Source organism: Shinella sp. 1A1, from assembly GCF_055379515.1.
Window position 1 is genome coordinate 3,322,315 of record NZ_AP039671.1, and the last position, 23,023, is coordinate 3,345,337.

A 23,023-nucleotide genomic window follows, 5' to 3' on the forward strand; every position below is an offset into this window, starting at 1 on the left:
ATGAACAAGCATACGACCGACCTCAAGGCCGAGAAGATCACCGGCGGCGTGCATTCCAGCCCCCGCCATGACTCCGCCCACAAGCATGTCGCCGGCACCGCCGTCTATATCGACGACATCACCGAGCCCGCCGGCACGCTGCATGGCGGCCTCGGCCTCTCCACCGTCGCCCACGGCGTGCTGAAATCCGTCGACCTCTCGGCGGTGCGCGCCGCCCCCGGCGTCGTCGCGGTGCTGACGCACGAGGACATTCCCGGCGTCAACGACATCTCGCCCTCGGGCATGCACGACGATCCGGTGCTTGCCGCGGGCAAGGTGGAGTTCCACGGCCAGCCGATCTTCTGCGTCATCGCCGAGACGCGCGAGGAGGCCCGCCGCGCCGCCCGGCTCGCGAAGATCGAATATGAGGAACTGCCGGCCGATATCGACATATGGGATCTCGACCAGTCCACCCACCGCCAGGTCTTTCCGCCGCTGACGCTGAAGCGCGGCGATGCGGCTACCGCGCTCGACGGCGCCCCGCGCCGCGTGAAGGGCCGCATGCGGCTCGGCGGGCAGGACCATTTCTATCTCGAAGGCCAGGTCTCGCTCGCCGTACCGGGTGAGGACGACGAGGTCATGGTCCATTGCTCGACCCAGGGGCCGAGCGAGACGCAGCACATGATCGCCCATGCGCTCGGCGTGCCGAGCCATGCCGTGGCGGTGGAAGTGCGCCGCATGGGCGGCGGCTTCGGCGGCAAGGAAACGCAGGCGAACCAGTGCGCGGCGCTCGCCGCCATCGCCGCCAAGAAGCTGAACCGCGCCGTGAAGGTGCGGCTCGACCGCGACGAGGACATGGTCGCCACCGGCAAGCGGCACGACTTCGCCATCGACTACGATGTCGGCTTCGACGAGGAGGGCCGCATCCTCGCCGTGGACTATACCTTCGCGCTTCGTGCCGGCTTTTCGGCCGACCTCTCCGGCCCGGTGGGCGACCGGGCGCTGTTCCACTGCGACAACGCCTATTTCTTCCCGCATGTCCATGCCAAGACGGCGCTGCTGCATACCAACACGGTCTCGAACACCGCCTTCCGCGGTTTCGGCGGCCCGCAGGGCATGGTGGGTGCCGAGCGCGTCATCGACGAGGTGGCCTTCGCCGTCGGCAAGGACCCGCTCGAGATCCGCAAGCTGAACTTCTACGACGAGATCGGTGTCGAGGGCACGCGCAACCTCACGCCCTATCACCAGAAGGTCGAGGACTGCATCATCCAGCGCATCGTCGCCGAGCTGGAGCAGAGCGCCGACTATGCCGGCCGCCGCAAGGCGATCGCCGAATTCAACGCCGGGAGCCGCATCGTCAAGCGCGGCATCGCGCTGACGCCGGTCAAGTTCGGCATCTCCTTCACCAAGACCGAATCCAACCAGGCCGGCGCGCTGGTGCATGTCTATACGGACGGCTCCGTGCACATGAACCATGGCGGCACGGAAATGGGCCAGGGCCTGCATCTGAAGGTGGCGCAGGTCGTGGCGGAAGAGTTCCAGATCGATCTCGACCGGGTGAAGATCACCGCGACGACCACCGCCAAGGTGCCCAACACCTCGCCGACCGCCGCCTCCTCGGGCGCCGACCTCAACGGCATGGCGGCGCAGAATGCCGCCCGCCAGATCAAGGACCGGCTGATCGATTTTGCCGCGGAAAGCCATCAGGTACCGCGCGACCAGGTCGTCTTCCTGCCCAACCGGGTGCGCATCGGCAATGCCGAGATCGCCTTCAACGATCTCGTCAAGCAGGCCTATATGGCACGCGTCCAGCTCTCGGCGGCCGGCTTCTACAAGACGCCGAAGATCCACTGGGACCGCTCCAAGGGCCGCGGCCACGCCTTCTACTACTACGCCTACGGCGCGGCCTGCTCGGAAGTCTCCATCGATACGCTGACCGGCGAATATGTCGTCGAGCGCACCGATATCCTGCACGATACCGGCCGCTCGCTGAACCGGATCATCGATATCGGCCAGGTCGAGGGCGGCTTCATCCAGGGCATGGGCTGGCTGACGACGGAGGAATTGTGGTGGGACGGCAAGGGGCGGCTGCGCACCCACGCGCCCTCCACCTACAAGATCCCGCTCGCCTCGGACCGTCCGAAGATCTTCAACGTGGCGCTCACCGACTGGTCGGAAGCCTACGAGCCGACGATCCACCGCTCCAAGGCGGTCGGCGAACCGCCGCTGCCGCTGGGTCTTTCCGTGCTGCACGCACTGTCGGATGCTGTAGCGAGCGTGGCGGATCACAAGGTCTGCCCGAAACTCGATGCTCCCGCGACGCCCGAGCGCGTGCTGATGGCCATCGAGCGGCTGAAAGCCGGTAAAAAGGGGTGAAACGATGCCTGTCGCGCGCGAAGATATCAGGGATTTCCTTCGCCGCGAGCGAGCGGTCATCCTTGTCGAGGTGACGGGAGCCGCGGGCTCCACGCCGCGCGACACCGATGCCTGGATGCTCGTCTCCGAGCGGGCGATCTTCGCGACGATCGGCGGCGGGCAGCTCGAATACATGGCCATCGACCAGGCAAGGCGGGCGCTGCGCTCCGGCCTTGCCGCCGAGCCGATGAACGTACCGCTCGGCCCGGAGATCGGCCAGTGCTGCGGCGGCCGGGTCGGCCTTGCCTTCACCGCGGTCGGGCCTTCGCTGGCAAGCGACCTCGTCGCCCGCAGCGAGCGGGAAATGGCGGCGCGCCCGCATGTCTATGTCTTCGGCGCCGGCCATGTCGGCGATGCGCTTGCCATGGCGCTCTCGCTCGCGCCGCTGCGCGTCATCCTGGTGGATACGCGGGAGGACGAGCTGATGGCCTCCACGGTGCCGCGCATCGAGACGTGCCTCACCCCCATGCCCGAGGCCGTGGTGCGCGATGCGCCCGCCGGCAGCAGCTTCGTGATCCTCACCCACGACCATGCGCTCGATTTCCTCATCGCCGCCGAGGCGCTGAGGCGTACGGATGCCGCCTATGTCGGCATGATCGGCTCGAAGACGAAGCGTGCCACCTTCCGCAACTGGCTGTCGCGCGAAAGCGGTTCGCCCGGCCTCTTCGAAAAGCTCGTCTGCCCCATCGGCGGCACCGCCCTCAAGGACAAGCGCCCCGCCGTCATCGCCACGCTTGCCGCCGCCGAGATCATGACGGCCGCGCTGTCATGGACTGCGGAGCAGGTGAAGGCTGCCGAAACGTTCAGTCGATAGTTTCCTCGAGCGCCGCCGGCTCCTCGTCGAGCAGCCTGCCGATCAGCCGCTGACAGCGCTCGGCCATGAAGTCGATCATCAGGCGGACCTTCGGGTCCTGGAAGCGCTTGTGCGGGTAGATCGCGGCGAGCTGCACGGAGGCGGGCGGGCTGTCCTTCAGGATTTCGATGAGCCTTCCGTCCTTCAGGTGGCTGTTCACCTCGAAGCGCGGCTTGTTGATGATGCCGCGGTCCTCCAACGCCCATTGGGTGAGCACGTCGCCGTCGTCGCTGTCATAGGGGCCGGCGACCTCGAACTTGCGCGGGCCTTCGGGCGTCACCAGCGTCCAGAAATATTCCTTCGAGCCGGGATAGCGCAGCAGGAGACAGTCGTGCTTGTCGGCGATCAGCGCGTCCGCACTGGCGGGCATGCCGCGGCGCGCCAGATAGGCGGGCGAGGCGCAGAGCACGCGCTCGCATTTGAGGATGCCGCGCATGCGCAGGTTCGAATCCTCCAGCACGCCGAGCTTGAAGGCGACGTCCACGCCCTCTGCGAGGATGTCGACATTGTGGTCCGACAGGCGCACGCGCACCTCGATATCGGGATACTTGTCGTGGAATTCCGGAATGCCCGAAGCGATGAGCCGGCGGCCGATGCCGAGCGGAGCGGTGATGCGCAGAGACCCCTTGGGGTTGCGCGAAAGGTCCGCGATGGCCGCTTCCGCCTCGTTCACCGCCTCGATGATCTTCACCGCGCCCTCGTAGAAGACGCGGCCGTGCTCGGTCGGCGAGAGCTTGCGCGTGGTGCGGTTGAAGAGGCGCACGCCGAGATGGCGCTCCAGCTCCTTGATGCGATTGCTGGCGACCGCAGGGGTGACGCGCTGGTCGCGCCCTGCCGCGGAAAGCGTACCGAGTTCGACCACGCGAACGAAGACGCGTACATTATCGAGATAGGACATGGCCCTTTCTACCACATCGGCGTATGGAGCAAAGTGGGCTTCATCTTTTAGTTTTTTTTGAAAGTGTTGGTGATTCACCGGGATTTCCGGGAAAATCACTTGATGGCAAACAAGCCCATGGAAAATGGGAGGAGGTCCCTATGTACGAATACGCCATTGCCTGGGACTGGGTCATGTTCGCCGTCCGCTGGCTGCACGTCATCACGGCGATCGCCTGGATCGGCTCGTCATTCTATTTCGTCGCCCTCGACCTGGGCCTGAAGAAGCATCCCGATCTGCCGCCGGGCGCCCATGGCGAGGAATGGCAGGTCCATGGCGGCGGCTTCTACCATATCCAGAAGTATCTCGTCGCGCCGGCCAAGATGCCCGAGCACCTCGTCTGGTTCAAATGGGAAAGCTACGCCACCTGGCTCTCCGGCTTCGGCATGCTCTGTCTCGTCTATTACGCGGGCGCCGACCTCTACCTCATCGATCCGAACGTGCTGAACGTCTCCAAGCCGGTGGCGATCGCCATCTCGCTCGGTTCGCTCGCCTTCGGCTGGATCATGTACGACCTCATCTGCAAGTCGCCCTTCGGCAACGACAACACGCGGCTGATGGTGGCGCTCTATTTCATCCTGGTCGTCGTCGCCTGGGGCTATACGCAGCTCTTCACGGGTAGAGCCGCGTTCCTGCATCTCGGCGCCTTCACGGCGACGATCATGTCGGCGAACGTCTTCTTCATCATCATGCCGAACCAGCGCATCGTCGTCGCCGATCTCATCGCCGGCCGCACGCCCGATCCGAAATACGGCAAGATCGCCAAGCAGCGCTCCACGCACAACAACTACCTGACGCTGCCGGTGCTGTTCCTCATGCTGTCGAACCACTATCCGCTGGCTTTCGGCACGCAGTTCAACTGGATCATCGCCTCGCTCGTCTTCCTGATGGGCGTCACCATCCGCCATTACTTCAACACCCGCCACGCCAATGCCGGCAACCCGACCTGGACCTGGCTCGCCACGGCCCTGCTCTTCGTCGCCATCATGTGGCTCTCCACGGTGCCGAAGATCCTGACGGGCGAGACGGCCGACGCGAAGGTTTCCGCGACGGCGCAACCCTTCATGACGGCGGAAGCCTTCCCGAAGGTGCGCGACACCGTGCTCGGCCGCTGCTCCATGTGCCATGCCAAGGAGCCCGGCTGGGAAGGCCTGATCGCGCCGCCGAAGGGCGTGGTCCTCGAAACGGACCACGATATCGCCAACCACGCGCGCGAGATCTACCTGCAGGCCGGCCGTTCGCATGCCATGCCGCCGGCAAACGTCACGCAGGTCTCCGACGAGGAGCGCAAGCTCTTCGTCGCCTGGTACGAAAGCGCCGTCAGCGGGGAGAAGACGCAATGAGCGATCTCCTGATCCGCGGACGGGTGCTGACCTTCGTCGCCGAGCCGCAGGGCATCGACGACACGGCTGCCTACCGCTATTTCGAGGACGGTGCCGTCCTCGTGCGTGGCGGCAAGGTGGTGGACACGGGCGATCATGCTGTCATCAGCAAACTCGCCGGCGCGGATGTCGAGGTGGCCGACCACCGGCCGAACCTCGTTCTGCCGGGCCTTATCGATACGCATCTGCACTTCCCGCAGACCCAGGCCATCGCTTCCTACGGTGCACAGCTTCTCGAATGGCTGAACACCTACATCTTCGTCGAGGAGCAGAAATTCGCCGACGCCGCCCATGCGGGCGCCGTGGCGGACCGCTTCTTCGACGAGCTTCTGTCGAACGGCACCACCACTGCCGTCGCCTATTGCTCGGTGCATCCCGAGAGCGTCGACGCCTATTTCTCGGCGGCCGAGGCGCGGGGCATGCGCATGGTCGGCGGCAAGGTGATGATGGACCGCAACGCGCCCGACGCGCTGCGCGACACGCCGCAGAAGGGCTATGACGAGACGAAGGCGCTGATCGCGAAATGGCACGGCCGCGGCCGCGCGCATTATGCGATCAGCCCGCGCTTCGCCATCACCTCGACGCCGGAGCAGATGGAGATGAGCCAGGCGCTCGTCGCCGAAAATCCGACCTGCTACGTCCAGACTCACCTTTCCGAAAACCACGACGAGATCGCCTTCGCGACCTCGCTCTATCCGGACGCCAAGGACTATACGGATATCTACGCCCGCTACGGCCTGCTGAACGAGCGCATGCTGCTCGGCCATTGCATCCATCTCAGCGACCGGGAAATCGGCGTGCTCGCCGAGACCGGCAGCGTCGGCGTTTTCTGCCCGACGTCGAACCTCTTTCTGGGGTCCGGCCTCTTCGACCGCGACCGCTTCGACAAGGCCGGCGCGCGCTGGTCGGTAGCGACGGATGTCGGCGCGGGCACCAGCTTCTCCATGCTGGAAACCATGGACGAGGCCTACAAGGTGCTGCACCTTCGCGGCCAGAAGCTGACGCCGTTCAATTCCTTCTACCGCATGACGCTCGGCAATGCCCGCGCGCTCGGGCTGGAGAAGCATATCGGCTCGCTCCATGCCGGGGCGGATGCGGATATCGTCGTGCTCGATTCGAGCGCCAAGACGGCGATGGAATACCGCATGCGCACGGCGAAATCGCTGCTGGAGGAGCTCTTCATCCTCCAGACCATGGGCGACGACCGCTGCGTTGCCGAAGTCTATGTCGCCGGCAAGGCGATGAAGGGCAAGGGCGCAAAGCGCGCGGCGGCCGCAAGCCGTCTGCTCGAAACCGCCTGACGGATCCGGGGCGGATCGCCCCTCATCCGGCCTGCCGGCCACCTTCTCCCCGCAAGCGGGGAGAAGGAAAAGCGTGGCACGGCTTTCCTTCCCTCTGCAGGAATTGCTGGAGGAAAACGGCGCATCATCCCCCTTCTCCCCGCTTGCGGGGAGAAGGTCGCGGCAGCGGGATGAGGGGCCGTGCTGTCCGGTCGACTACGCCAGCCGTCCGCCCATCGCCCGCGTCACGCCCTCCGCCGCCGCGCGAACCACGGGGCCGAAGGCATCCACCTTGCTGTCGGGAAGCCGCACCGCCGGGCCAGACACCGAGATGCCGGCAACCGCCTCGCCATATTCGTCGAAGATCGGCGCCGCCACGCAGCGCATGCCGAGCGTGTGCTCCTCGTCGTCGATCGACCAGCCGCGGGCGCGGATCCTGCCGATATCCTCCAGCAGCGTCGGGATCGTATCGCGGGTCTTGTCGGTGAAATGCTGCAGCGTGCGGCCGGTAAGCAGCGCCTCGATCCGGGCGTTGGGCCAGGTCGAGAGAATCGCCTTGCCGATGCCGGAAGCATGGATCGGCCCGCGCCGGCCGGGGCGGAAGAAGGCGCGCATCGGCGCATGGCTTTCGACTTGCGAGATGAAGACGACGTCGCCGTCGTCCTCGATGGCGATATTGGCGGTCTCGCCGCATCCCTCCATCAATTGCTTGAGGAACGGCCGGCTGATCGTGCCGAGCTTGCGAAAGCGCAGATAGGCGGTGCCGATCTCGAAGGCCTTGACGCCGATCGTCCAGGCGCCGGTCTCCCCGTCATGCGTCACCATGCCGTGCTGGGCGAGCGAGGTGAGCAGCCGGTGCACGGTGGAGGGCGCCATGCCGGAAGCGTCCGCAAGGTCCGTCAGCGCCGCGCCGTCAGCCGCGGCCACCAGATCGAGCAGCTTCAGGCTCCGGTCGAGCACCTGCACCGAGGACGGCGCCGCATTTTCCGCCGGCTTCCGGCCGGGCCGTCCGCGCGTCTTTTCCTGATGCTCTGCCATGATGGTCTTCTCCTGCCTGCCTTGCCATTCCCATAGCCGGCCCGGAGCGATTGTTCCAGTTTCGTTGAAAATGTTTATTTCCGTATAATGGGATTGATTTCCATTTTATGATTGCGCCGAAATACGGATGCGCTACCTTCCTTCTCGAGAGACGGAGGAAAACCCATGGCTAAAATGCGTGCTGTCGATGCGGCGGTGCTGGTTCTGGAGAAGGAAGGCATCGATTGTGCCTTCGGCGTTCCGGGCGCTGCGATCAATCCCTTCTATTCGGCGCTGAAGGCGCGCGGCTCGGTCCGCCATATCCTGGCCCGCCATGTTGAGGGCGCCAGCCACATGGCCGAAGGCTATACCCGTGCCCGTGCCGGCAATATCGGCCTTTGCATCGGCACGTCCGGCCCTGCCGGCACCGACATGATCACCGGCCTCTACTCGGCTTCCGCCGATTCGATCCCGATCCTCTGCATCACCGGCCAGGCGCCGCGCGCCCGCCTCGACAAGGAAGACTTCCAGGCGGTCGACATCGCCAAGATCGCTGCGCCCGTCACCAAATGGGCCGTCACGGTCATGGAGCCGGGCCTCGTGCCTTACGTCTTCCAGAAGGCGTTCCATACGATGCGCTCCGGCCGCCCCGGCCCGGTCCTCATCGACCTGCCGATCGACGTCCAGCTTGCGGAGATCGAGTTCGACATCGACGCATACGAGCCTCTGACACCCTACAAGCCGGCCGCCACCCGCGCCCAGGCCGAGAAGGCGCTCGCCATGCTCAATGAATCCGAGCGCCCGCTGCTCGTCGCCGGCGGCGGCATCATCAATGCGGATGCCTCGGACCTTCTGGTCGAGCTTGCGGAAATCACCGGCGTTCCCGTCATCCCGACTCTGATGGGCTGGGGCGTCATTCCGGACGATCACCCGCTGATGGCCGGCATGTGCGGCCTGCAGACCTCGCACCGCTACGGCAATGCCACGCTGCTTGCCTCGGACTTCGTCTTCGGCATCGGCAACCGCTGGGCAAACCGCCACACCGGCAACATCCCGACCTATACGGAAGGCCGCAAGTTCATCCATGTCGACATCGAGCCGACGCAGATCGGCCGCGTCTTCACGCCGGATTTTGGCATCGTCTCCGATGCCGGCGCGGCCCTTCAGGTCTTCGTCGAGGTCGCCACGGAATGGAAGGCGGCGGGCAAGCTGCGCGACTGGTCCGGCTGGGCCGGCGAATGCCGCGAGCGCAAGCGCACCATGCTGCGCAAGACCCATTTCGACCAGATGCCGCTGAAGCCCCAGCGCGTCTACGAGGAGATGAACAGGGCCTTCGACCGCGACACCTGCTACGTCTCGACCATCGGCCTCAGCCAGATCGCCGGCGCGCAGTTCCTGCATGTCTACAAGCCGCGCAACTGGATCAATTGCGGCCAAGCCGGCCCGCTCGGCTGGACGCTGCCGGCAGCGCTCGGCGTGCGCGCCGCCGATCCGGATCGTCCGATCGTCGCGCTGTCGGGTGACTACGACTTCCAGTTCCTCATCGAGGAGCTTGCGGTCGGCGCCCAGCACAAGCTGCCCTACCTGCATGTGGTCGTGAACAACTCGTATCTCGGCCTCATCCGGCAGGCCCAGCGCGGCTTCAACATGGACTTCGAGGTCTCGCTCGCTTTCGACAACATCAATGCGAATGCCGACTCGGAAGCCGGCTACGGCGTCGATCACGTCGCGGTCGCCGAAGGCCTCGGCTGCAAGGCGATCCGTGTCCGCAGCGCCAACGAGTTCCAGGAAGCCTTCAACACGGCGCAGAAGCTGATGAAGGAGCACCAGGTTCCCGTCGTCATCGAGTTCATCCTCGAGCGCGTCACGAACATCGCCATGGGCGCCGACATCAACGCTGTCGTCGAATTCGAGGAACTGGCAGAACGCGGCGAGGATGCGCCGACGGCAACGCTGGCCGCCCTGCTGGATTGAGTTAGAGGGAGAATACAATGCCGAAATTTGCGGCCAACCTGACCATGCTCTTCAATGAAGTGCCCTTCATGGAGCGCTTCGCCCTGGCCGCCAAGGCCGGCTTCGAGGGGGTCGAGTATCTCTTCCCCTACGATTTCGACAAGGAAGCCCTGCGCGCCGAATTGAAGAAGCACGGCCTCACCCAGGTCCTGCACAACCTGCCGGCCGGCAACTGGGCCGGCGGCGAGCGCGGCATCGCGGTGCTGCCGGATCGCGTCGACGAGTTCCGCCGGGGCGTCGCCTCGGCCATCGACTATGCGACGGCGCTCGGCTGCAAGCAAGTCAACTGCCTGTCGGGCATCGCACCGGCCGGCGTGCCGGACAGCGTGCTGCGCACCACCTTCGTCTCCAACCTCAAGCTGGCGGCGAGCGAGCTCGGCAAGCACGGTATCAAGCTGCTGATCGAGCCGATCAACCATTTCGACATTCCCGGCTTCTATCTCAACACGCCGGATCAGGCGGCCTCGATCATCGCCGAGGTCGGCTCCGACAACCTCTATATCCAGTACGACCTCTACCACCAGCAGCGCACCGAGGGCGAGCTGATCGGTACGTTCAAGAAGCACCAGGCGCAGATCCCCCACGTGCAGCTTGCCGACAATCCGGGCCGCAACGAGCCGGGCACCGGCGAGATCGCCTGGCCCTTCGTATTCAGGACGCTCGATGCGCTCGGTTACGACGGCTGGATCGGCTGCGAATACAAGCCGCGCACCACCACCGGGGAAGGCCTCGGCTGGCTGGCCGAAGTCGGCCGCTGAGCCTCAAACCATTTCAAGACTGGGAGTTAGATCATGGCAAATATCGGTTTCATCGGCCTCGGCATCATGGGCACGCCCATGGCGCGTCACCTTCAGGATGCCGGCCACACCGTCATCACCTCGAAGTTCTCGATCGCGCCGCGGCAGGAGCTTGTCGATAACGGCCTGAAGATCGTCGACAGCCCGAAGGCGCTCGCCGAGACCGTCGATACGATCATCCTCATGCTGCCGGATACGCCGGAAGTCGAGGACGTGCTCTTCGGCGAGAACGGCGTCTCCTACGGCCTTTCGGCCGGCAAGCTCGTCATCGACATGAGCTCGATCTCGCCGATCGCGACGAAGGAATTCGCCAAGAAGATCCGCGCGACCGGCGCCGAATATGTCGACGGCCCGGTCTCGGGCGGCGAGGTCGGCGCCAAGAACGCCTCGCTCTCCATCATGGCCGGCGGCTCGCAGGAAAGCTTCGACAGGGCGCTGCCGCTCTTCCAGCTCATGGGCAAGAACATCACGCTCGTCGGCGATTGCGGCGACGGCCAGGTGACCAAGGTCGCCAACCAGATCATCGTGGCGCTCACCATCGAGGCCGTCGCCGAAGCCCTCGTCTTCGCCTCCAAGGCCGGCGCCGATCCGGCGCGCGTGCGCGCGGCGCTGATGGGCGGCTTTGCCTCCTCGCGCATCCTCGAAGTGCATGGCGAGCGCATGGTCAAGCGCACCTTCGATCCGGGCTTCCGTATCTCGCTGCACCAGAAGGACCTTAACCTTGCCCTTCAGGGGGCCAAGACGCTCGGCGTCGCGCTGCCCAACACGGCATCCACGCAGGAGCTTTTCAATCAGTGCGCGGCCCACGGCGATGCGGGCCTCGATCACTCCGGTCTCGTCACTGCGCTGGAGCGCATGGCGAACCACGCCGTCGCATGACGGCCTGACCGGGCGGGGAGGGGAGCCCCGCCCGGTCACCCCATCCTGAGGAGGAGAGACAGCCCCTCGTCCCGCCGCGCCGTCTTGGAGGAGAGGGCGCTGGCTTGCGGATGAGGGGCTGTGTTTATATGAGCTACCCGCAGACCCGGAGGAACCCCATGCCCATCATCGCCGACCCGCGCGCCTTTCTCGAACATCTCTTTTCCGTCGCGGTCGATGCGGCAGATCCGGAAAAGGTGCTGGCCGCCAACCTGCCGGAAAAGCCGAAGGGCCGCACGGTGGTGATCGGCGCCGGCAAGGGCGCCGCGCAGATGGCCCGCGCCTTCGAGCGCCTGTGGGATGCGCCGCTGACGGGCGTCGTCGTCACGCGCTACGGCTATGCGGTGCCCTGCGAGCGTATCGAGGTGCTGGAAGCGGCCCATCCGGTGCCGGACGACAGCGGCCTTCTCGCCTCCGGCCGGCTGATGGCCGCCGTGCGGGGCCTCACCGAGGACGACCTCGTCGTCGCCCTCGTCTGCGGCGGTGGCTCGGCGCTGCTGCCCGCGCCCGCCGGCGACCTGACGCTCGCCGACGAGATCGCCGTCAACAAGGCGCTGCTCGCCTCCGGCGCGCCGATCAGCGCCATGAATGCCGTGCGCAAGCAGGTCTCGCGCATCAAGGGCGGCCGGCTGGCCGCGCTCGCCCATCCCGCCCTCGTCGTCTCGCTGGTCGTCTCCGACATTCCGGGCGACAATCCCGCCCTCGTCGCCTCCGGCCCGACCATCGCCGACGAGACGACCCGCGCCGATGCGCTCCGCCTCATCGAGCGCTATCGCCTCGACCTGCCGGACGCCGTCATGCGCCATATCGAGGGCGGCACGGACGAGCCGCCATTGCCCTCCGATCCGCGCTATGCCCGCAACGAGGTGAGGCTCGTCGCCTCCGCCGCCGTCTCGCTGGAAGCCGCCGCCGCCGCCGCGAAGGAAGCCGGCATCGAGGCCGTCATCCTTTCCGACGCCATCGAGGGCGAAGCCTGCGAAGTCGGCCGCGTGCATGCCGCCATCGCCGCGGAAGTCGTGCGCCGCGACCGGCCGTTCCACAAACCCGTCGTCGTCCTCTCGGGCGGCGAAACCACCGTGACGATCAGGGGCAAGGGCAAGGGCGGCCGCAACGGCGAGTTCCTGCTCTCCTTCGCCTGCGCCGCCGATGGCCTCGAAGGCCTTTATGCGCTCGCCGCCGATACGGACGGCATCGACGGCTCGGAGGACAATGCCGGCGCCTTCGCCGACGGCACCACGGTCTCGCGCCTCGCCGACAAGGGCAAAGATGCCGCCGAATTCCTGTCGCGCAACGACAGCTGGACCGCCTTCGACGCCCTCGGCGACCTCTTCGTGCCCGGCCCGACCGGCACCAACGTCAACGATTTCCGGGCGATCCTGATTCAGTAGCCCAGGCGGGAAAGCTCCGGCACGCCGGAGCCTTTAACCTCGCTCCACCCGCTGTCGTCATCCTCGGCCTTGTGCCGAGGATCTGCCAACGCATTGAAATATCGAGACGTTGCAGATGCTCGGGACAAGCCCGGGCATGACGGAGGAGAGGTTTGCGGTTCTATTGAACATGCAAAAAAGCCCCGGCGCTGCCGGGGCTTTTCGTTTGTCTCCCAAGGTCTCAGCCTTCGAAGAATTCCTTCATCCGGGCGAAGAAGCCCGCCGATTCCGGATTGTTCTCCTTCGAGGAAATCTCCTCGAATTCCTTGAGCAGCTCGCGCTGGCGCTTGGTGAGCTTCTGCGGCGTTTCGATCTGGATCTGGATGTAGAGATCGCCGACCTGGCTGGAGCGTAGCACCGGCATGCCCTTGCCCTTCAGGCGGAACTGCTTGCCGGCCTGGGTGCCCTCGGGCACCGAGACGCGCGACTTGGTGCCGTCGAGCGTGGCGACGTCGAAGGTGCCGCCGAGAGCCGCCGTCGTCATCGAGATCGGCACGGCGCAGTAGAGGTCCGCCCCGTCGCGCTGGAAGAACTCGTGCGGCTTCACCGACAGGAAGATGTAGAGGTCGCCCGCCGGTCCGCCGCGAACGCCGGCCTCGCCCTCGCCGGAAAGGCGGATGCGCGTGCCGTCCTCGATGCCGGCCGGAATGTTGACCGACAGCGAGCGCTCTTCCGTGATGCGGCCATTGCCGTGGCACTTGGTGCAGGGATCGCTGATCGTCTGGCCGCGGCCGTGGCAGGTCGGGCAGGTGCGCTCGATGGAGAAGAAGCCCTGTGCGGCGCGCACGCGGCCGGAGCCCTGGCAGGTAGCGCAGGTCTTGGGGCTGGTGCCCGGCTTGGCGCCGGAGCCGGTACAGACGTCGCAGGTGATCGATGTCGGCACGCGGATCTGCGCGGTCTTGCCGGCATAGGCCTCTTCGAGGGAGATTTCCATGTTGTAGCGAAGGTCGCCGCCGCGCTCGCGTCCACCGGAGGAACGCCGCTGGCGCCCGCCGCCCATCATCTCGCCGAAGATGTCCTCGAAGATGTCGGAGAAACCGCCGCCGCCGCCGAAACCGCCACCGCCGAAGCCGCCGCCACCCATGCCGCCGTGTTCGAAGGCCGCATGGCCATAGCGGTCGTAGGCCGCCCGCTTCTGCGGGTCCTTGAGCATTTCATAGGCTTCGTTGACGTCCTTGAACTTCTGTTCTGCGGAGGCATCGCCCGGATTCTTGTCGGGGTGGTACTTCATCGCCATCTTGCGGAAGGCGCTCTTCAGCTCCTTCTCGTCGGCGGTCCTGGAGACACCCAGCGTCTCGTAAAAATCAGCTTTTGCCATTCGGGTTCACGTCCGTTTCGCGGGAACGGTCTTGTTATTATGGATGGGGAAGCTTGCCTTGGCCTCACGCATGCGAAAGGCGGAAGCCGGGCGAAGGGAAGGCCATGACGTCATCGCCGCGATAAACGGGAGTGATCATGCTGCCTTGTTTCCCTTCGTGCTGACTTCCGCCTTTTCACTATCCGTTGCACCGGCCGCGTCGGGCGCGGCCGGCATGTCAGGAGGCTCAGGCCGACTTCTTGTCGTCCTTGACTTCCTCGTAGTCGGCATCGACGACATTGTCGCCGGCCTCACCCGAGGAGGAGGCGGTCTCTTCGGCCTGCTGGGCCTCGTAGATCGCCTGACCGAGCTTCATGGAGACTTCCATGAGCGTGTTGGTCTTGGCCTTGATGTCCTCGGCGTCGGGCTCGGAGGCTTCGACCGAGGTCTTGAGGGCGGCGATCGCCTCCTCGATGGCCTTGCGGTCGTCTTCCGTGACCTTGTCGCCGTATTCCTTGAGGGACTTCTCCGACGAATGGATCAGGCTTTCGGCCTGGTTCTTCGCCTCGACGCCCTCGCGGCGCTTCTTGTCGGCCTCGGCATTGGCCTCGGCATCCTTGACCATCTTCTCGATGTCGGCGTCGGAAAGACCGCCGGAAGCCTGGATGCGGATCTGGTGCTCCTTCCCGGTTCCCTTGTCCTTGGCCGAGACCTGCACGATGCCGTTGGCGTCGATGTCGAAGGTGACTTCGATCTGCGGCATGCCGCGCGGTGCCGGCGGAATGCCGACGAGGTCGAACTGGCCGAGCAGCTTGTTGTCCGCGGCCATTTCACGCTCGCCCTGGCTGACGCGGATGGTCACGGCCGACTGGTTGTCCTCGGCGGTCGAGAAGGTCTGGCTCTTCTTCGTCGGGATCGTCGTGTTGCGCTCGATCAGACGGGTGAAGACGCCGCCCAGCGTTTCGATGCCGAGAGACAGCGGGGTCACGTCGAGGAGCAGAACGTCCTTGACGTCGCCCTGCAGAACGCCGGCCTGGATGGCGGCGCCCATGGCGACCACTTCATCCGGGTTCACGCCCTTGTGCGGCTCCTTGCCGAACAGCTGCTTGACGGTTTCCTGCACCTTCGGCATGCGGCTCATGCCGCCGACGAGAACGACTTCGTCGATCTCGGCCGCCGTGACGCCGGCATCCTTGAGGGCTGCCTTGCACGGAGCGACGGTGCGCTGGACGAGGTCGTCGACGAGCGCTTCGAACTTGGCGCGGGTCAGCTTCATCGTCAGGTGCTTCGGGCCGGAAGCGTCCGCCGTGATGAACGGCAGGTTGATTTCGGTCTGCTGCGAGGACGACAGCTCGATCTTGGCCTTTTCGGCAGCTTCCTTGAGGCGCTGCAGGGCGAGCTTGTCGTTCTTCAGGTCGATGCCCTGGTCCTTCTTGAACTCGTCGGCGAGGTAGTTGACCAGACGCATGTCGAAGTCTTCACCGCCGAGGAAGGTGTCGCCGTTCGTCGACTTCACTTCGAAGACGCCGTCGCCGATTTCCAGGACCGAGATGTCGAACGTGCCGCCGCCAAGGTCGTAGACGGCGATGGTCTTGCCGTCCTTCTTGTCGAGGCCGTAGGCGAGCGCGGCAGCCGTCGGCTCGTTGATGATGCGGAGCACTTCAAGACCCGCGATCTTGCCGGCGTCCTTGGTCGCCTGGCGCTGCGCGTCGTTGAAGTAGGCCGGAACCGTGATGACGGCCTGCGTGATGGTCTCGCCGAGGTAGGATTCGGCGGTTTCCTTCATCTTCTGCAGGATCATCGCGGAGATCTGCGAGGGGGAATAGCCCTTGCCGCGGGCGTCGACCCAGGCGTCGCCGTTGTCGCCCTTGACGATCTTGTAGGGAACGAGCGCCTTGTCCTTCTCGACGAGCTTGTCGTCGTAGCGGCGGCCGATGAGGCGCTTGACGGCGAACAGGGTGTTTTCCGGGTTGGTGACCGCCTGGCGCTTGGCCGGCTGGCCGGTCAGCCGCTCACCGTCTTCGGTGAAGGCGACCATGGAAGGCGTCGTGCGCGCGCCTTCGGCATTTTCGATGACTTTCGCGTCCTTGCCATCCATGACGGAGACGCAGGAATTGGTCGTTCCGAGGTCGATACCGATTACTTTAGCCATGTCATTCTCTCCTTGAAGCGAGCTGCCGGAACCCATTCAGGCATTCTTTTGGCAGCCCCTAATGGTATGGTCTTGTCGAAAGCGCCGGTCTGAACCGAAGCTTTGCGGGGTATATAAGGACCCCTCCAGACGACTGCAAGACATGGACGAGGCGCAAAGCGCGCAAAATCAGCGTGTCCGGCAAGGTGAAAGGGTCGCCGCCGGCAATGTGGTGAGCTTGCCGGCGGGCGTCAAGCCGGCAGAACGGTCCGTACCGCGCGGTGCAGGTTTGATGCGGATGTCAGCCGCCCATCAGGATGTCGAGAAGCGTCGTGCGGTGCGTGGCCGGCCGGCCATCGCCGCCGACCTCGGCCGGCGGGATCATCCCGTCGTCGAGCGGCCCGTTATCCAGCGGCACGGTGCCGGTCTGCTCGTTGGCGACGGCCGCGCCGGTGTCCGTGGGCCGTTCGTCGGTGCCGAGCGTGCGCGAGATGATGTCGAAGAGCTGGTCGCCTTCCGGCGCCGGCTCGGTGGCCTGCAGCGGGTCGCCGCCCGCCGTGCCGAAGAGCGGCGAGGGCGAAAGGCCGGCATGGGCCGCCGTCATGAACTGGCTCCAGGCGCGCGCCGGAAGCCCGCCGCCCGTCACCTTCTTCATCGACTTACCGTCATCGTTGCCGAACCAGACACCGGTCGTCAGGTTGCTGGTATAGCCGACGAAGAGCGCGTCGCGGAAGGACTGCGTCGTGCCGGTCTTGCCGGCGGCCGGCCAGCCGGGAATGCGGGCGTTCTTGCCGGTGCCCTGCGAAATCACGCGCATCATCATGCCGTTCATCATGGAAACGATGTTGGGCTCCAGCACGCGGGGCGGATTGTCGTAGGTGTTCTCGTAGAGCACCTTGCCCTCGGCGGTCGAGATGCGGCGGATGATGTGGGGCGTCGCCTTGTAGCCGCCGTTCATGAAGGGCGCATAGGCCGATGTCAGCTCGACGAGCGTCACCTCGGAGGTGCCGAGCGCGATCGAGGCATTGGCCTGCAGGTCCGATTCGATGCCGAGCCGGCGGGCGAGCTTGACCACCTCGTCCGGCCCCACTTCCATGACGAGCTGGGCGGCGATGGTGTTGAGCGATTCGGCGAAGGCCGCGGCCAGCGTCACCTCGCCGCGATATTTCTGGTCGTAGTTCTCCGGCGTCCACTTGCCGATCCTGACGGGCGCGTCGTTGCGCAGCGACAGCGGCGAGCGGCCCGCTTCAAGCGCGGCGGCATAGACGAAGGGCTTGAAGGCCGAGCCGGGCTGGCGCCTGGCCTTGGAGGCGCGGTCGAACTGGCTTTCGGCATAGTCGCGCCCGCCGACCAGCGCGCGGATCGCGCCCGTGCCGTCGATGGAGACGAGGGCGGCCTGCGAGGCATTGGACTTGGCGCCGTCCTTGTCGAGGATCTTCGAGATCGCCTCGTCGGCCTTCTTCTCGAGGTCGAGATCGATGGTCGTGTCGATGACGAGGTCTTCCTTGATGTCGCCGATCATGCCGGGAAGCTGGGCCATGACCATGTCGGCGGCATAGTGCTCGGCGCCGGACCAGTAGCTCTTCGCCCGCGCCGGGCTCTGCGACATCGCGGTCTTGATCTCCGCGTCGGTGATGTAGCCCTCCTCGCGCATCGCGCCGAGGACGACCTGGGCGCGCGCCTCCGCCGCTTCCGGATCGCGCGCCGGCGAAAGGCGGGAGGGCGCCTTCAGGAGGCCCGCCAGCAGCGCGGCCTCGCCGAGATTGACGTCGCGCGCCGACTTGTTGAAGTAGCGCCGCGAGGCCGCTTCCACGCCGTAGGAGTTTGAGCCGAAGAACACGCGGTTGAGATACATCGCAAGGATCTGGTCCTTGGTGTATTTGTGCTCCAGCCAGATCGAGAGCAGCACTTCCTGCACCTTGCGCTCCAGCGTGCGCTCGGGCGAGAGGAACATGTTCTTGGCGAGCTGCTGCGTCAGGGTCGAGCCGCCCTGCACCATGCGGCCGGACGTCACGTTCGTCAGCATCGCGCGGGCAAGGCCGAGCGGGTCGATGCCGAAATGCGAGTAGAAGCGCCGGTCCTCGATGGCGATGACCGCCTGCGGAATGTAGGGCGACATGTTCTCCAGCGACAGCGCCTCGCCGCCGGTCAGGCCCCGGTTGGCGATGATGTCGCCGTTGACCGAGAGGATCTTGACGTTCGGCGGCCGGTCGGGGATCGCCCAGCTCGTGGCGCTCGGCATGCGCGAGCCGTAGTAGAGCACGAGTCCGCCGACGCCGATGGCGCCCCACAGACCGAGCACCAGGCACCAGTAGACGAGCCGTCGGAAGAGGCCGAAGATGCCGAGCGAGGGCTGCCGCCGCCGCTTCTCGCCGCGCCGCGCCCTGGCGGCCTTCGGCGGCTTGCCGCGGCCGTTCCGCCCGCCGCCGGCCACACGATCCTCCGCGCCGAGATGGAGATCATCGTCGTCGTCTCGCCCTGCCGCTCCCCGGAAGGACGGTTCGATGCGCTGGGATTTTCGGTTGCCTGCCATAAGCGGTCGGATGAACCCTCTGATATCGCCGGTCGGTGGACCTTAAATGCGGCGATTTAAGGGGTCGTTAAGAAGCGGTGAACGCGCTGCCGTCAATTCGACGGAATCGGGTCGACGGGATCGGGCGGCCCGAAGGCCGCCCGGAAGGCCGTCTCAATAGTAGGGCGAGAGGCACTCGCGGCGCGGGCCGTAATTGGGCTGGAACGTGTTGTCGTAGGCCCGGTACGAGCGATAGCGCGCATAGCACCAGTCGGTGTGGCGCGGATTGATGCCTTCGTAACGCGGACGCGAATAGCCGTCGTTGGCGATCGCGCCGCCGATGATCGCGCCTGCGCCGAAGGCGGCCAGCGGATACCACCAGCCGTCCGAATGGCGGCGATAGCCCCGGCGCTCATGACGATAGCCGCGGTGGCCGTGATACCAGCCGCCATGTCTCCTGCGATACTGCACCTGCTCGACGTCGCTGCTCTGAGAAACGCCGGCCTTGGGCATCGGAACGGCGAAAGCCTGTGCGGGGACGAACGTCGTGGCGAACATGGCGACGGCCATGGCGGCGGAAAGGCCGGTCTTGATCGTTGTCTTCATGTCGGTCTCCCTTGGTTTTTCATTGCTTCACAATGATCTGGACGGATCAGAGCATGAAACAATTCGACTGAACCGAAGATGAACCGAAACTATTCCTGGTTTCAATCCTCTCCGTTCCTCGCTCGCGCAAGAAAACGTGATCGCTCGAAGACGAGGATGACGACCAGCGCCATGACGAAGGGAACGATGAGGTAGAAGAGGCGGAAGACGGCGAGCGCCGCCAGCACCACGGCTGGATCCATGTCCGGCAGGCCGGCGAGGAAGACGAGCTCGAGCACGCCGATGCCGCCCGGCGCATGGGAGAGGAGCGCGACGGAGAAGGAGGCGAGGAAGATGCCGAGCACGACGAAGAAGCCGGGATTGCCCTCCGCCGGCAGCACGAAATAGATGATCCCCGCCGCGCCGATCAGTTCGATCGGTGCGATGATGAGTTGGCGGAAGACGAGCGAGGGCTTGGGATATTCGAGCTTGAGCCAGCGCGTGTCGATCGGCCGGAAGCCGACGAGGCTGCCCACCACGTAGAGCGCGACCACCGCGAGGATGAAGACCCCCGTCGAGAAGGCCGCCTCGATCGGCAGGAAATCGGCGAAGCGCTCGATGATCTCCGGCTCCAGCACCAGCACGAAGCCGAACAGCATGAAGGTGCCGAGCGCGAAGGTGAAGGAGCAGAAGGCGACGAGAACGCCCACCTCCGATCCGGTGAGCCCCTTCGACGTATAGGCGCGATAGCGCACCAGCGCTCCGGAAAACACCGAGGCGCCGATATTGTGCGACAGCGCATAGGTGGTGAAGGAGGTGAGGGTGATGAACCACAGCGAGATGCGGTGGCCGAGATGCTCCAGCGCCAGGTGGTCGTAGCCGGCGAGCGCCGCATAGGCGACAAGCGTCGCCCCGCAGGCGAGGATCCAGCCGGACACCGGAATGGCGTTGATGCTGGCCATGAACTCGTCGAGCGAAAGGCCGCGCAGGTCCTTATAGAGGACATAGACCGACAGGACGATCGCGAGGGTGCTGACGAGCGGCCAGAAGAATTTCCGCAGTCGCTTCATGCCGCCCCGCCTTCGGCCGTCTTCGACAGGCCGTCGTTCGAGCAGCAGGTTGCCTTCGCAGTCCGTGCTGGCGCCATCCTCACCCTTCCCCATCATGGGCCTGTCATCGCGCGGTGCGACGCGGCCATTCTTGTCGTTGGTCGGTTGGCCAGCATTTCCGGTTCGCCCGGTGAATGCCAGCCAGCCGCGTCATCACTTCTGCGTCAACGCGCCGCCAGCGCGGAGAGGATCCGTACCCAGGAGCGGATACCCTTCTCGAAGGAACGCAGTTCGTATTTCTCGTTCGGCGAATGGATGCGGTCGTCCGACAGCGCAAAGCCGACGAGCAAGGATTCCATGCCGAGCATCTTCTGGAAATCGCCAACGATGGGGATGGACCCGCCCATGCCGATGACGACGGCCGGCTTCGGCCATTCGTCCGACAGCGCGGACTTCGCCTTTTCCAAGAGCGCCGAATCGTAGGGAAGCTGGATGGCCGGCGAGCCGCCATGGGCGTGGAAGGAGACCGAGCAGTCGGCCGGGACCTTCGAGCGGACATAGGCGCGGAAGGCGTCGCGGATCTTCGCGGGATCCTGCTTGCCGACGAGGCGGAAGGAGACCTTCGCCGAGGCTTCCGCCGCGATCACGGTCTTGAAGCCCTCGCCGGTATAGCCGCCGGTGATGCCGTTGACCTCGGCGGTCGGCCGCGCCCAGGTGAGCTCCAGCACGGAGCGGCCCTTCTCGCCGGACGGGATCGACAGGCCGACCTCGCCGAGAAGGCTTTCCGCCGAGCTGCCGAGCTTTTCCCAGGCGGCCTTGATCTGCGTCGGGGTCTCCTCGACGCCCTCGTAGAAGCCGTCGAGCGTCACGCGGCCCGTCTCGTCGTGAAGGCCGGCGAGAATGTCGGAAAGGATGTGGATCGGGTTTGCCGCCGCGCCGCCGAAATAGCCGGAATGCAGGTCCCGGTCGGCCGCCTTGATGACGATCTCCTCGCCGACGAGGCCGCGCAGGCCCGCCGAGATCGCCGGCGTGTCGGCGTCCCACATGCTGGTATCGCACACGAGGGCGAAATCGGCCTTCAGCTCCGCCGCATTGGCTTCGAGGAAGGGCTTCAGCGAGGGCGAGCCGGACTCTTCCTCGCCTTCGAAGAGGATCGTGACGCGGCAGGGCAGCGTGCCGGCCGTTTCCTTGTAGGCGCGGCAGGCTTCGACGAAGGTCAGGAGCTGGCCCTTGTCGTCGGAGGTGCCGCGGCCGGTGATGATGCGGCGGCCGCCTTCGGCATCACGCACCGCCGGCTCGAAGGGATCGTGGTCCCAAAGGTTCAGCGGATCGACCGGCTGGACGTCGTAATGGCCGTAGAACAGCACATGCGGGGCATCGGCACGCGCGCCGTCATGATGGGCGACGACCATCGGATGGCCGGGGGTGTCGCGCACGGTGGCGTCGAAGCCGAGCGAGCGCAGCTCGGTGACCAGCCATTCGGCCGCCTTGCGGCAATCGGCCTTGAAGGCCGGGTCTGTGGAAATGGACTTGATGCGCACCAGCTCGAAAAGCCGTTCGAGGCTGGCGGGAATGCCGGCGCTGGCGCGATCGAGGACGGGCAGAATGTTGGTCATGGTCGAATCCCTTGCGAATTGCGCGGCGACATTAGACCGATCGCCTCGGCGAGGGCAAATCGTATGACGGTCTTGCGACGGTCAGACGCGCGGATCGCGGCCGAGATTGGCGAGCACCATGCGCATATATTCCAGAAGCAGCTCCCGCTCGAAGCGCCGGAAGCCCTGGAACAGCGCCTCCTCGGTGGCGGATGCGGCGGCCATCGCGGTCTCGCGCAGCGCCTTGCCGCGCGTCGTCAGGAAGACGAGCTGCGCCCGCCGGTCCTTCGGGTGCCGGCGGCGCAAGATCAGTCCGTCGCGCTCCATGCGCGAGAGCGTGTTGGCCATCGTCGCCTGTTCGATGTCGAGCCGGTCGAGAAGTTCGCGCTGGGTCAGGCCGTCGCCGCCCCACAGTTCGAGCAGGACCGGGAACTGGCCGGGCGCGAAGCCCGCGCCGTCCGCCCGCGCATGGAGGGCGCGCGAGGCCGCCTTCGCCAGAAGATTGGCGAGGTAGGCTGCCGACTCCTTGCGATCAAAGTCCATGCGGGAAAGCTATGCCGGTTCGCGGCGGAAGACAATGTCGGATCGCCCGCGATCCGCGTGGGCGCGAAGGCGTCTCGTATATCCGTGCGGAGGCCCCGAAATGCGAGAAGCCGCCGGCGACAGGAGGCGTGTCGCGGCGGCTTCTGCGAATTATGGACAAAGGCCCGGAGAGGGGGATGAGGCCTTTGTCCTCGTCTGGCGCGGCGGGGGACAGGCCGTATGCCAGACAACGGCTTTGATCAGGTGCCGATGACCAATATCTGTGGGTCCGAATGTGGCTTTTCAAGGGATTC

Annotated in this window: 17 protein-coding genes; 8 read left to right on the forward strand and 9 right to left on the reverse strand. The window is 65.6% G+C overall.

Annotated features, from left to right (window positions below):
* Entirely contained in the window at nt 1-2,355 is a 2,355-nt protein-coding gene (xdhB, locus tag ACZ48C_RS16165) for a xanthine dehydrogenase molybdopterin binding subunit (protein WP_464781725.1), read from the forward strand.
* A 4-nt stretch (nt 2,356-2,359) separates the two neighbouring features.
* Entirely contained in the window at nt 2,360-3,208 is an 849-nt protein-coding gene (gene xdhC / locus ACZ48C_RS16170; RefSeq protein WP_119257201.1) for a xanthine dehydrogenase accessory protein XdhC, read from the forward strand.
* On the opposite strand, the gene ACZ48C_RS16175 is transcribed toward xdhC, so the two are convergent.
* Nucleotides 3,198-4,145, reverse strand: a complete 948-nt coding sequence (locus tag ACZ48C_RS16175) for a LysR family transcriptional regulator (protein ID WP_464781726.1) — start codon at nt 4,143-4,145, stop codon at nt 3,198-3,200. The genes xdhC and ACZ48C_RS16175 overlap by 11 nt on opposite strands.
* A 140-nt stretch (nt 4,146-4,285) precedes the next feature.
* Here ACZ48C_RS16175 and ACZ48C_RS16180 point away from each other — a divergent pair, with 140 nt between their 5' ends.
* The gene (locus ACZ48C_RS16180; RefSeq protein WP_424548781.1) at nt 4,286-5,527 is read left to right on the forward strand and encodes a urate hydroxylase PuuD; all 1,242 of its coding nucleotides are present in this window, start codon (nt 4,286-4,288) and stop codon (nt 5,525-5,527) included.
* Nucleotides 5,524-6,867 (forward strand): guanine deaminase, encoded by a 1,344-nt coding sequence (gene guaD, locus ACZ48C_RS16185; RefSeq protein ID WP_464781727.1) that lies wholly within the window; start codon nt 5,524-5,526, stop codon nt 6,865-6,867. Before ACZ48C_RS16180 ends, guaD begins: the two co-directional genes overlap by 4 nt.
* A 195-nt stretch (nt 6,868-7,062) precedes the next feature.
* On the opposite strand, the gene bhcR is transcribed toward guaD, so the two are convergent.
* A complete protein-coding gene (gene bhcR, locus ACZ48C_RS16190) occupies nt 7,063-7,884 on the reverse strand; it encodes an HTH-type transcriptional regulator BhcR (protein ID WP_234186841.1) in 822 nt (273 codons plus the stop codon).
* Nucleotides 7,885-8,049: 165 nt separating this feature from the next.
* Here bhcR and gcl point away from each other — a divergent pair, with 165 nt between their 5' ends.
* The 4 genes from gcl (at nt 8,050) to ACZ48C_RS16210 (ending at nt 12,979) form a co-directional block, all read left to right on the forward strand.
* The gene (gene gcl / locus ACZ48C_RS16195; protein WP_464781728.1) at nt 8,050-9,837 is read left to right on the forward strand and encodes a glyoxylate carboligase; all 1,788 of its coding nucleotides are present in this window, start codon (nt 8,050-8,052) and stop codon (nt 9,835-9,837) included.
* 17 nt (nt 9,838-9,854) lie between these two features.
* Nucleotides 9,855-10,634: a hydroxypyruvate isomerase gene (gene hyi, locus ACZ48C_RS16200; RefSeq protein ID WP_119257207.1), complete on the forward strand. Its 780-nt coding sequence runs from the start codon at nt 9,855-9,857 to the stop codon at nt 10,632-10,634.
* Between the two features lie 33 nt (nt 10,635-10,667).
* On the forward strand, nt 10,668-11,552 hold the full coding sequence (locus tag ACZ48C_RS16205; RefSeq protein ID WP_119257208.1) for a 2-hydroxy-3-oxopropionate reductase: 885 nt from the start codon (nt 10,668-10,670) through the stop codon (nt 11,550-11,552).
* A gap of 158 nt (nt 11,553-11,710) precedes the next feature.
* Nucleotides 11,711-12,979 (forward strand): glycerate kinase type-2 family protein, encoded by a 1,269-nt coding sequence (locus ACZ48C_RS16210; RefSeq protein WP_464781729.1) that lies wholly within the window; start codon nt 11,711-11,713, stop codon nt 12,977-12,979.
* 220 nt (nt 12,980-13,199) lie between these two features.
* Here the strand turns inward: ACZ48C_RS16210 and dnaJ are convergent, their stop codons facing one another.
* From dnaJ to ACZ48C_RS16245, 7 genes are all read right to left on the reverse strand, one after another.
* On the reverse strand, nt 13,200-14,336 hold the full coding sequence (gene dnaJ / locus ACZ48C_RS16215) for a molecular chaperone DnaJ (protein ID WP_119257210.1): 1,137 nt from the start codon (nt 14,334-14,336) through the stop codon (nt 13,200-13,202).
* Between the two features lie 226 nt (nt 14,337-14,562).
* Nucleotides 14,563-16,467 (reverse strand): molecular chaperone DnaK, encoded by a 1,905-nt coding sequence (gene dnaK / locus ACZ48C_RS16220; protein WP_119257211.1) that lies wholly within the window; start codon nt 16,465-16,467, stop codon nt 14,563-14,565.
* 280 nt (nt 16,468-16,747) lie between these two features.
* On the reverse strand, nt 16,748-18,979 hold the full coding sequence (locus ACZ48C_RS16225) for a transglycosylase domain-containing protein (RefSeq protein WP_464781730.1): 2,232 nt from the start codon (nt 18,977-18,979) through the stop codon (nt 16,748-16,750).
* 153 nt (nt 18,980-19,132) lie between these two features.
* Nucleotides 19,133-19,564, reverse strand: a complete 432-nt coding sequence (locus ACZ48C_RS16230) for a BA14K family protein (RefSeq protein ID WP_119257213.1) — start codon at nt 19,562-19,564, stop codon at nt 19,133-19,135.
* A 101-nt stretch (nt 19,565-19,665) separates the two neighbouring features.
* Nucleotides 19,666-20,613, reverse strand: a complete 948-nt coding sequence (locus ACZ48C_RS16235) for a lysylphosphatidylglycerol synthase transmembrane domain-containing protein (RefSeq protein WP_464781731.1) — start codon at nt 20,611-20,613, stop codon at nt 19,666-19,668.
* Nucleotides 20,614-20,816: 203 nt separating this feature from the next.
* The gene (locus tag ACZ48C_RS16240) at nt 20,817-22,208 is read right to left on the reverse strand and encodes a dipeptidase (RefSeq protein WP_119257214.1); all 1,392 of its coding nucleotides are present in this window, start codon (nt 22,206-22,208) and stop codon (nt 20,817-20,819) included.
* An 81-nt stretch (nt 22,209-22,289) separates the two neighbouring features.
* Nucleotides 22,290-22,730 (reverse strand): MarR family winged helix-turn-helix transcriptional regulator, encoded by a 441-nt coding sequence (locus ACZ48C_RS16245; protein WP_119257215.1) that lies wholly within the window; start codon nt 22,728-22,730, stop codon nt 22,290-22,292.
* Nucleotides 22,731-23,023: the final 293 nt, after the last annotated feature.

Excerpts from the sequence above, each read along its gene's own strand:
- ACZ48C_RS16245 (WP_119257215.1), bottom strand. The coding sequence starts at position 22,730 with ATGGACTTTGATCGCAAGGAGTCGGCAGCCTACCTCGCCAATCTTCTG.
- xdhB (WP_464781725.1), top strand. The coding sequence starts at position 1 with ATGAACAAGCATACGACCGACCTCAAGGCCGAGAAGATCACCGGCGGC.
- ACZ48C_RS16175 (WP_464781726.1), bottom strand. The coding sequence starts at position 4,145 with ATGTCCTATCTCGATAATGTACGCGTCTTCGTTCGCGTGGTCGAACTC.
- ACZ48C_RS16180 (WP_424548781.1), top strand. The coding sequence starts at position 4,286 with ATGTACGAATACGCCATTGCCTGGGACTGGGTCATGTTCGCCGTCCGC.
- ACZ48C_RS16240 (WP_119257214.1), bottom strand. The coding sequence starts at position 22,208 with ATGACCAACATTCTGCCCGTCCTCGATCGCGCCAGCGCCGGCATTCCC.
- ACZ48C_RS16235 (WP_464781731.1), bottom strand. The coding sequence starts at position 20,613 with ATGAAGCGACTGCGGAAATTCTTCTGGCCGCTCGTCAGCACCCTCGCG.
- ACZ48C_RS16230 (WP_119257213.1), bottom strand. The coding sequence starts at position 19,564 with ATGAAGACAACGATCAAGACCGGCCTTTCCGCCGCCATGGCCGTCGCC.
- dnaJ (WP_119257210.1), bottom strand. The coding sequence starts at position 14,336 with ATGGCAAAAGCTGATTTTTACGAGACGCTGGGTGTCTCCAGGACCGCC.
- gcl (WP_464781728.1), top strand. The coding sequence starts at position 8,050 with ATGGCTAAAATGCGTGCTGTCGATGCGGCGGTGCTGGTTCTGGAGAAG.
- ACZ48C_RS16205 (WP_119257208.1), top strand. The coding sequence starts at position 10,668 with ATGGCAAATATCGGTTTCATCGGCCTCGGCATCATGGGCACGCCCATG.
- guaD (WP_464781727.1), top strand. The coding sequence starts at position 5,524 with ATGAGCGATCTCCTGATCCGCGGACGGGTGCTGACCTTCGTCGCCGAG.
- ACZ48C_RS16225 (WP_464781730.1), bottom strand. The coding sequence starts at position 18,979 with ATGGCAGGCAACCGAAAATCCCAGCGCATCGAACCGTCCTTCCGGGGA.
- bhcR (WP_234186841.1), bottom strand. The coding sequence starts at position 7,884 with ATGGCAGAGCATCAGGAAAAGACGCGCGGACGGCCCGGCCGGAAGCCG.
- dnaK (WP_119257211.1), bottom strand. The coding sequence starts at position 16,467 with ATGGCTAAAGTAATCGGTATCGACCTCGGAACGACCAATTCCTGCGTC.
- hyi (WP_119257207.1), top strand. The coding sequence starts at position 9,855 with ATGCCGAAATTTGCGGCCAACCTGACCATGCTCTTCAATGAAGTGCCC.
- xdhC (WP_119257201.1), top strand. The coding sequence starts at position 2,360 with ATGCCTGTCGCGCGCGAAGATATCAGGGATTTCCTTCGCCGCGAGCGA.
- ACZ48C_RS16210 (WP_464781729.1), top strand. The coding sequence starts at position 11,711 with ATGCCCATCATCGCCGACCCGCGCGCCTTTCTCGAACATCTCTTTTCC.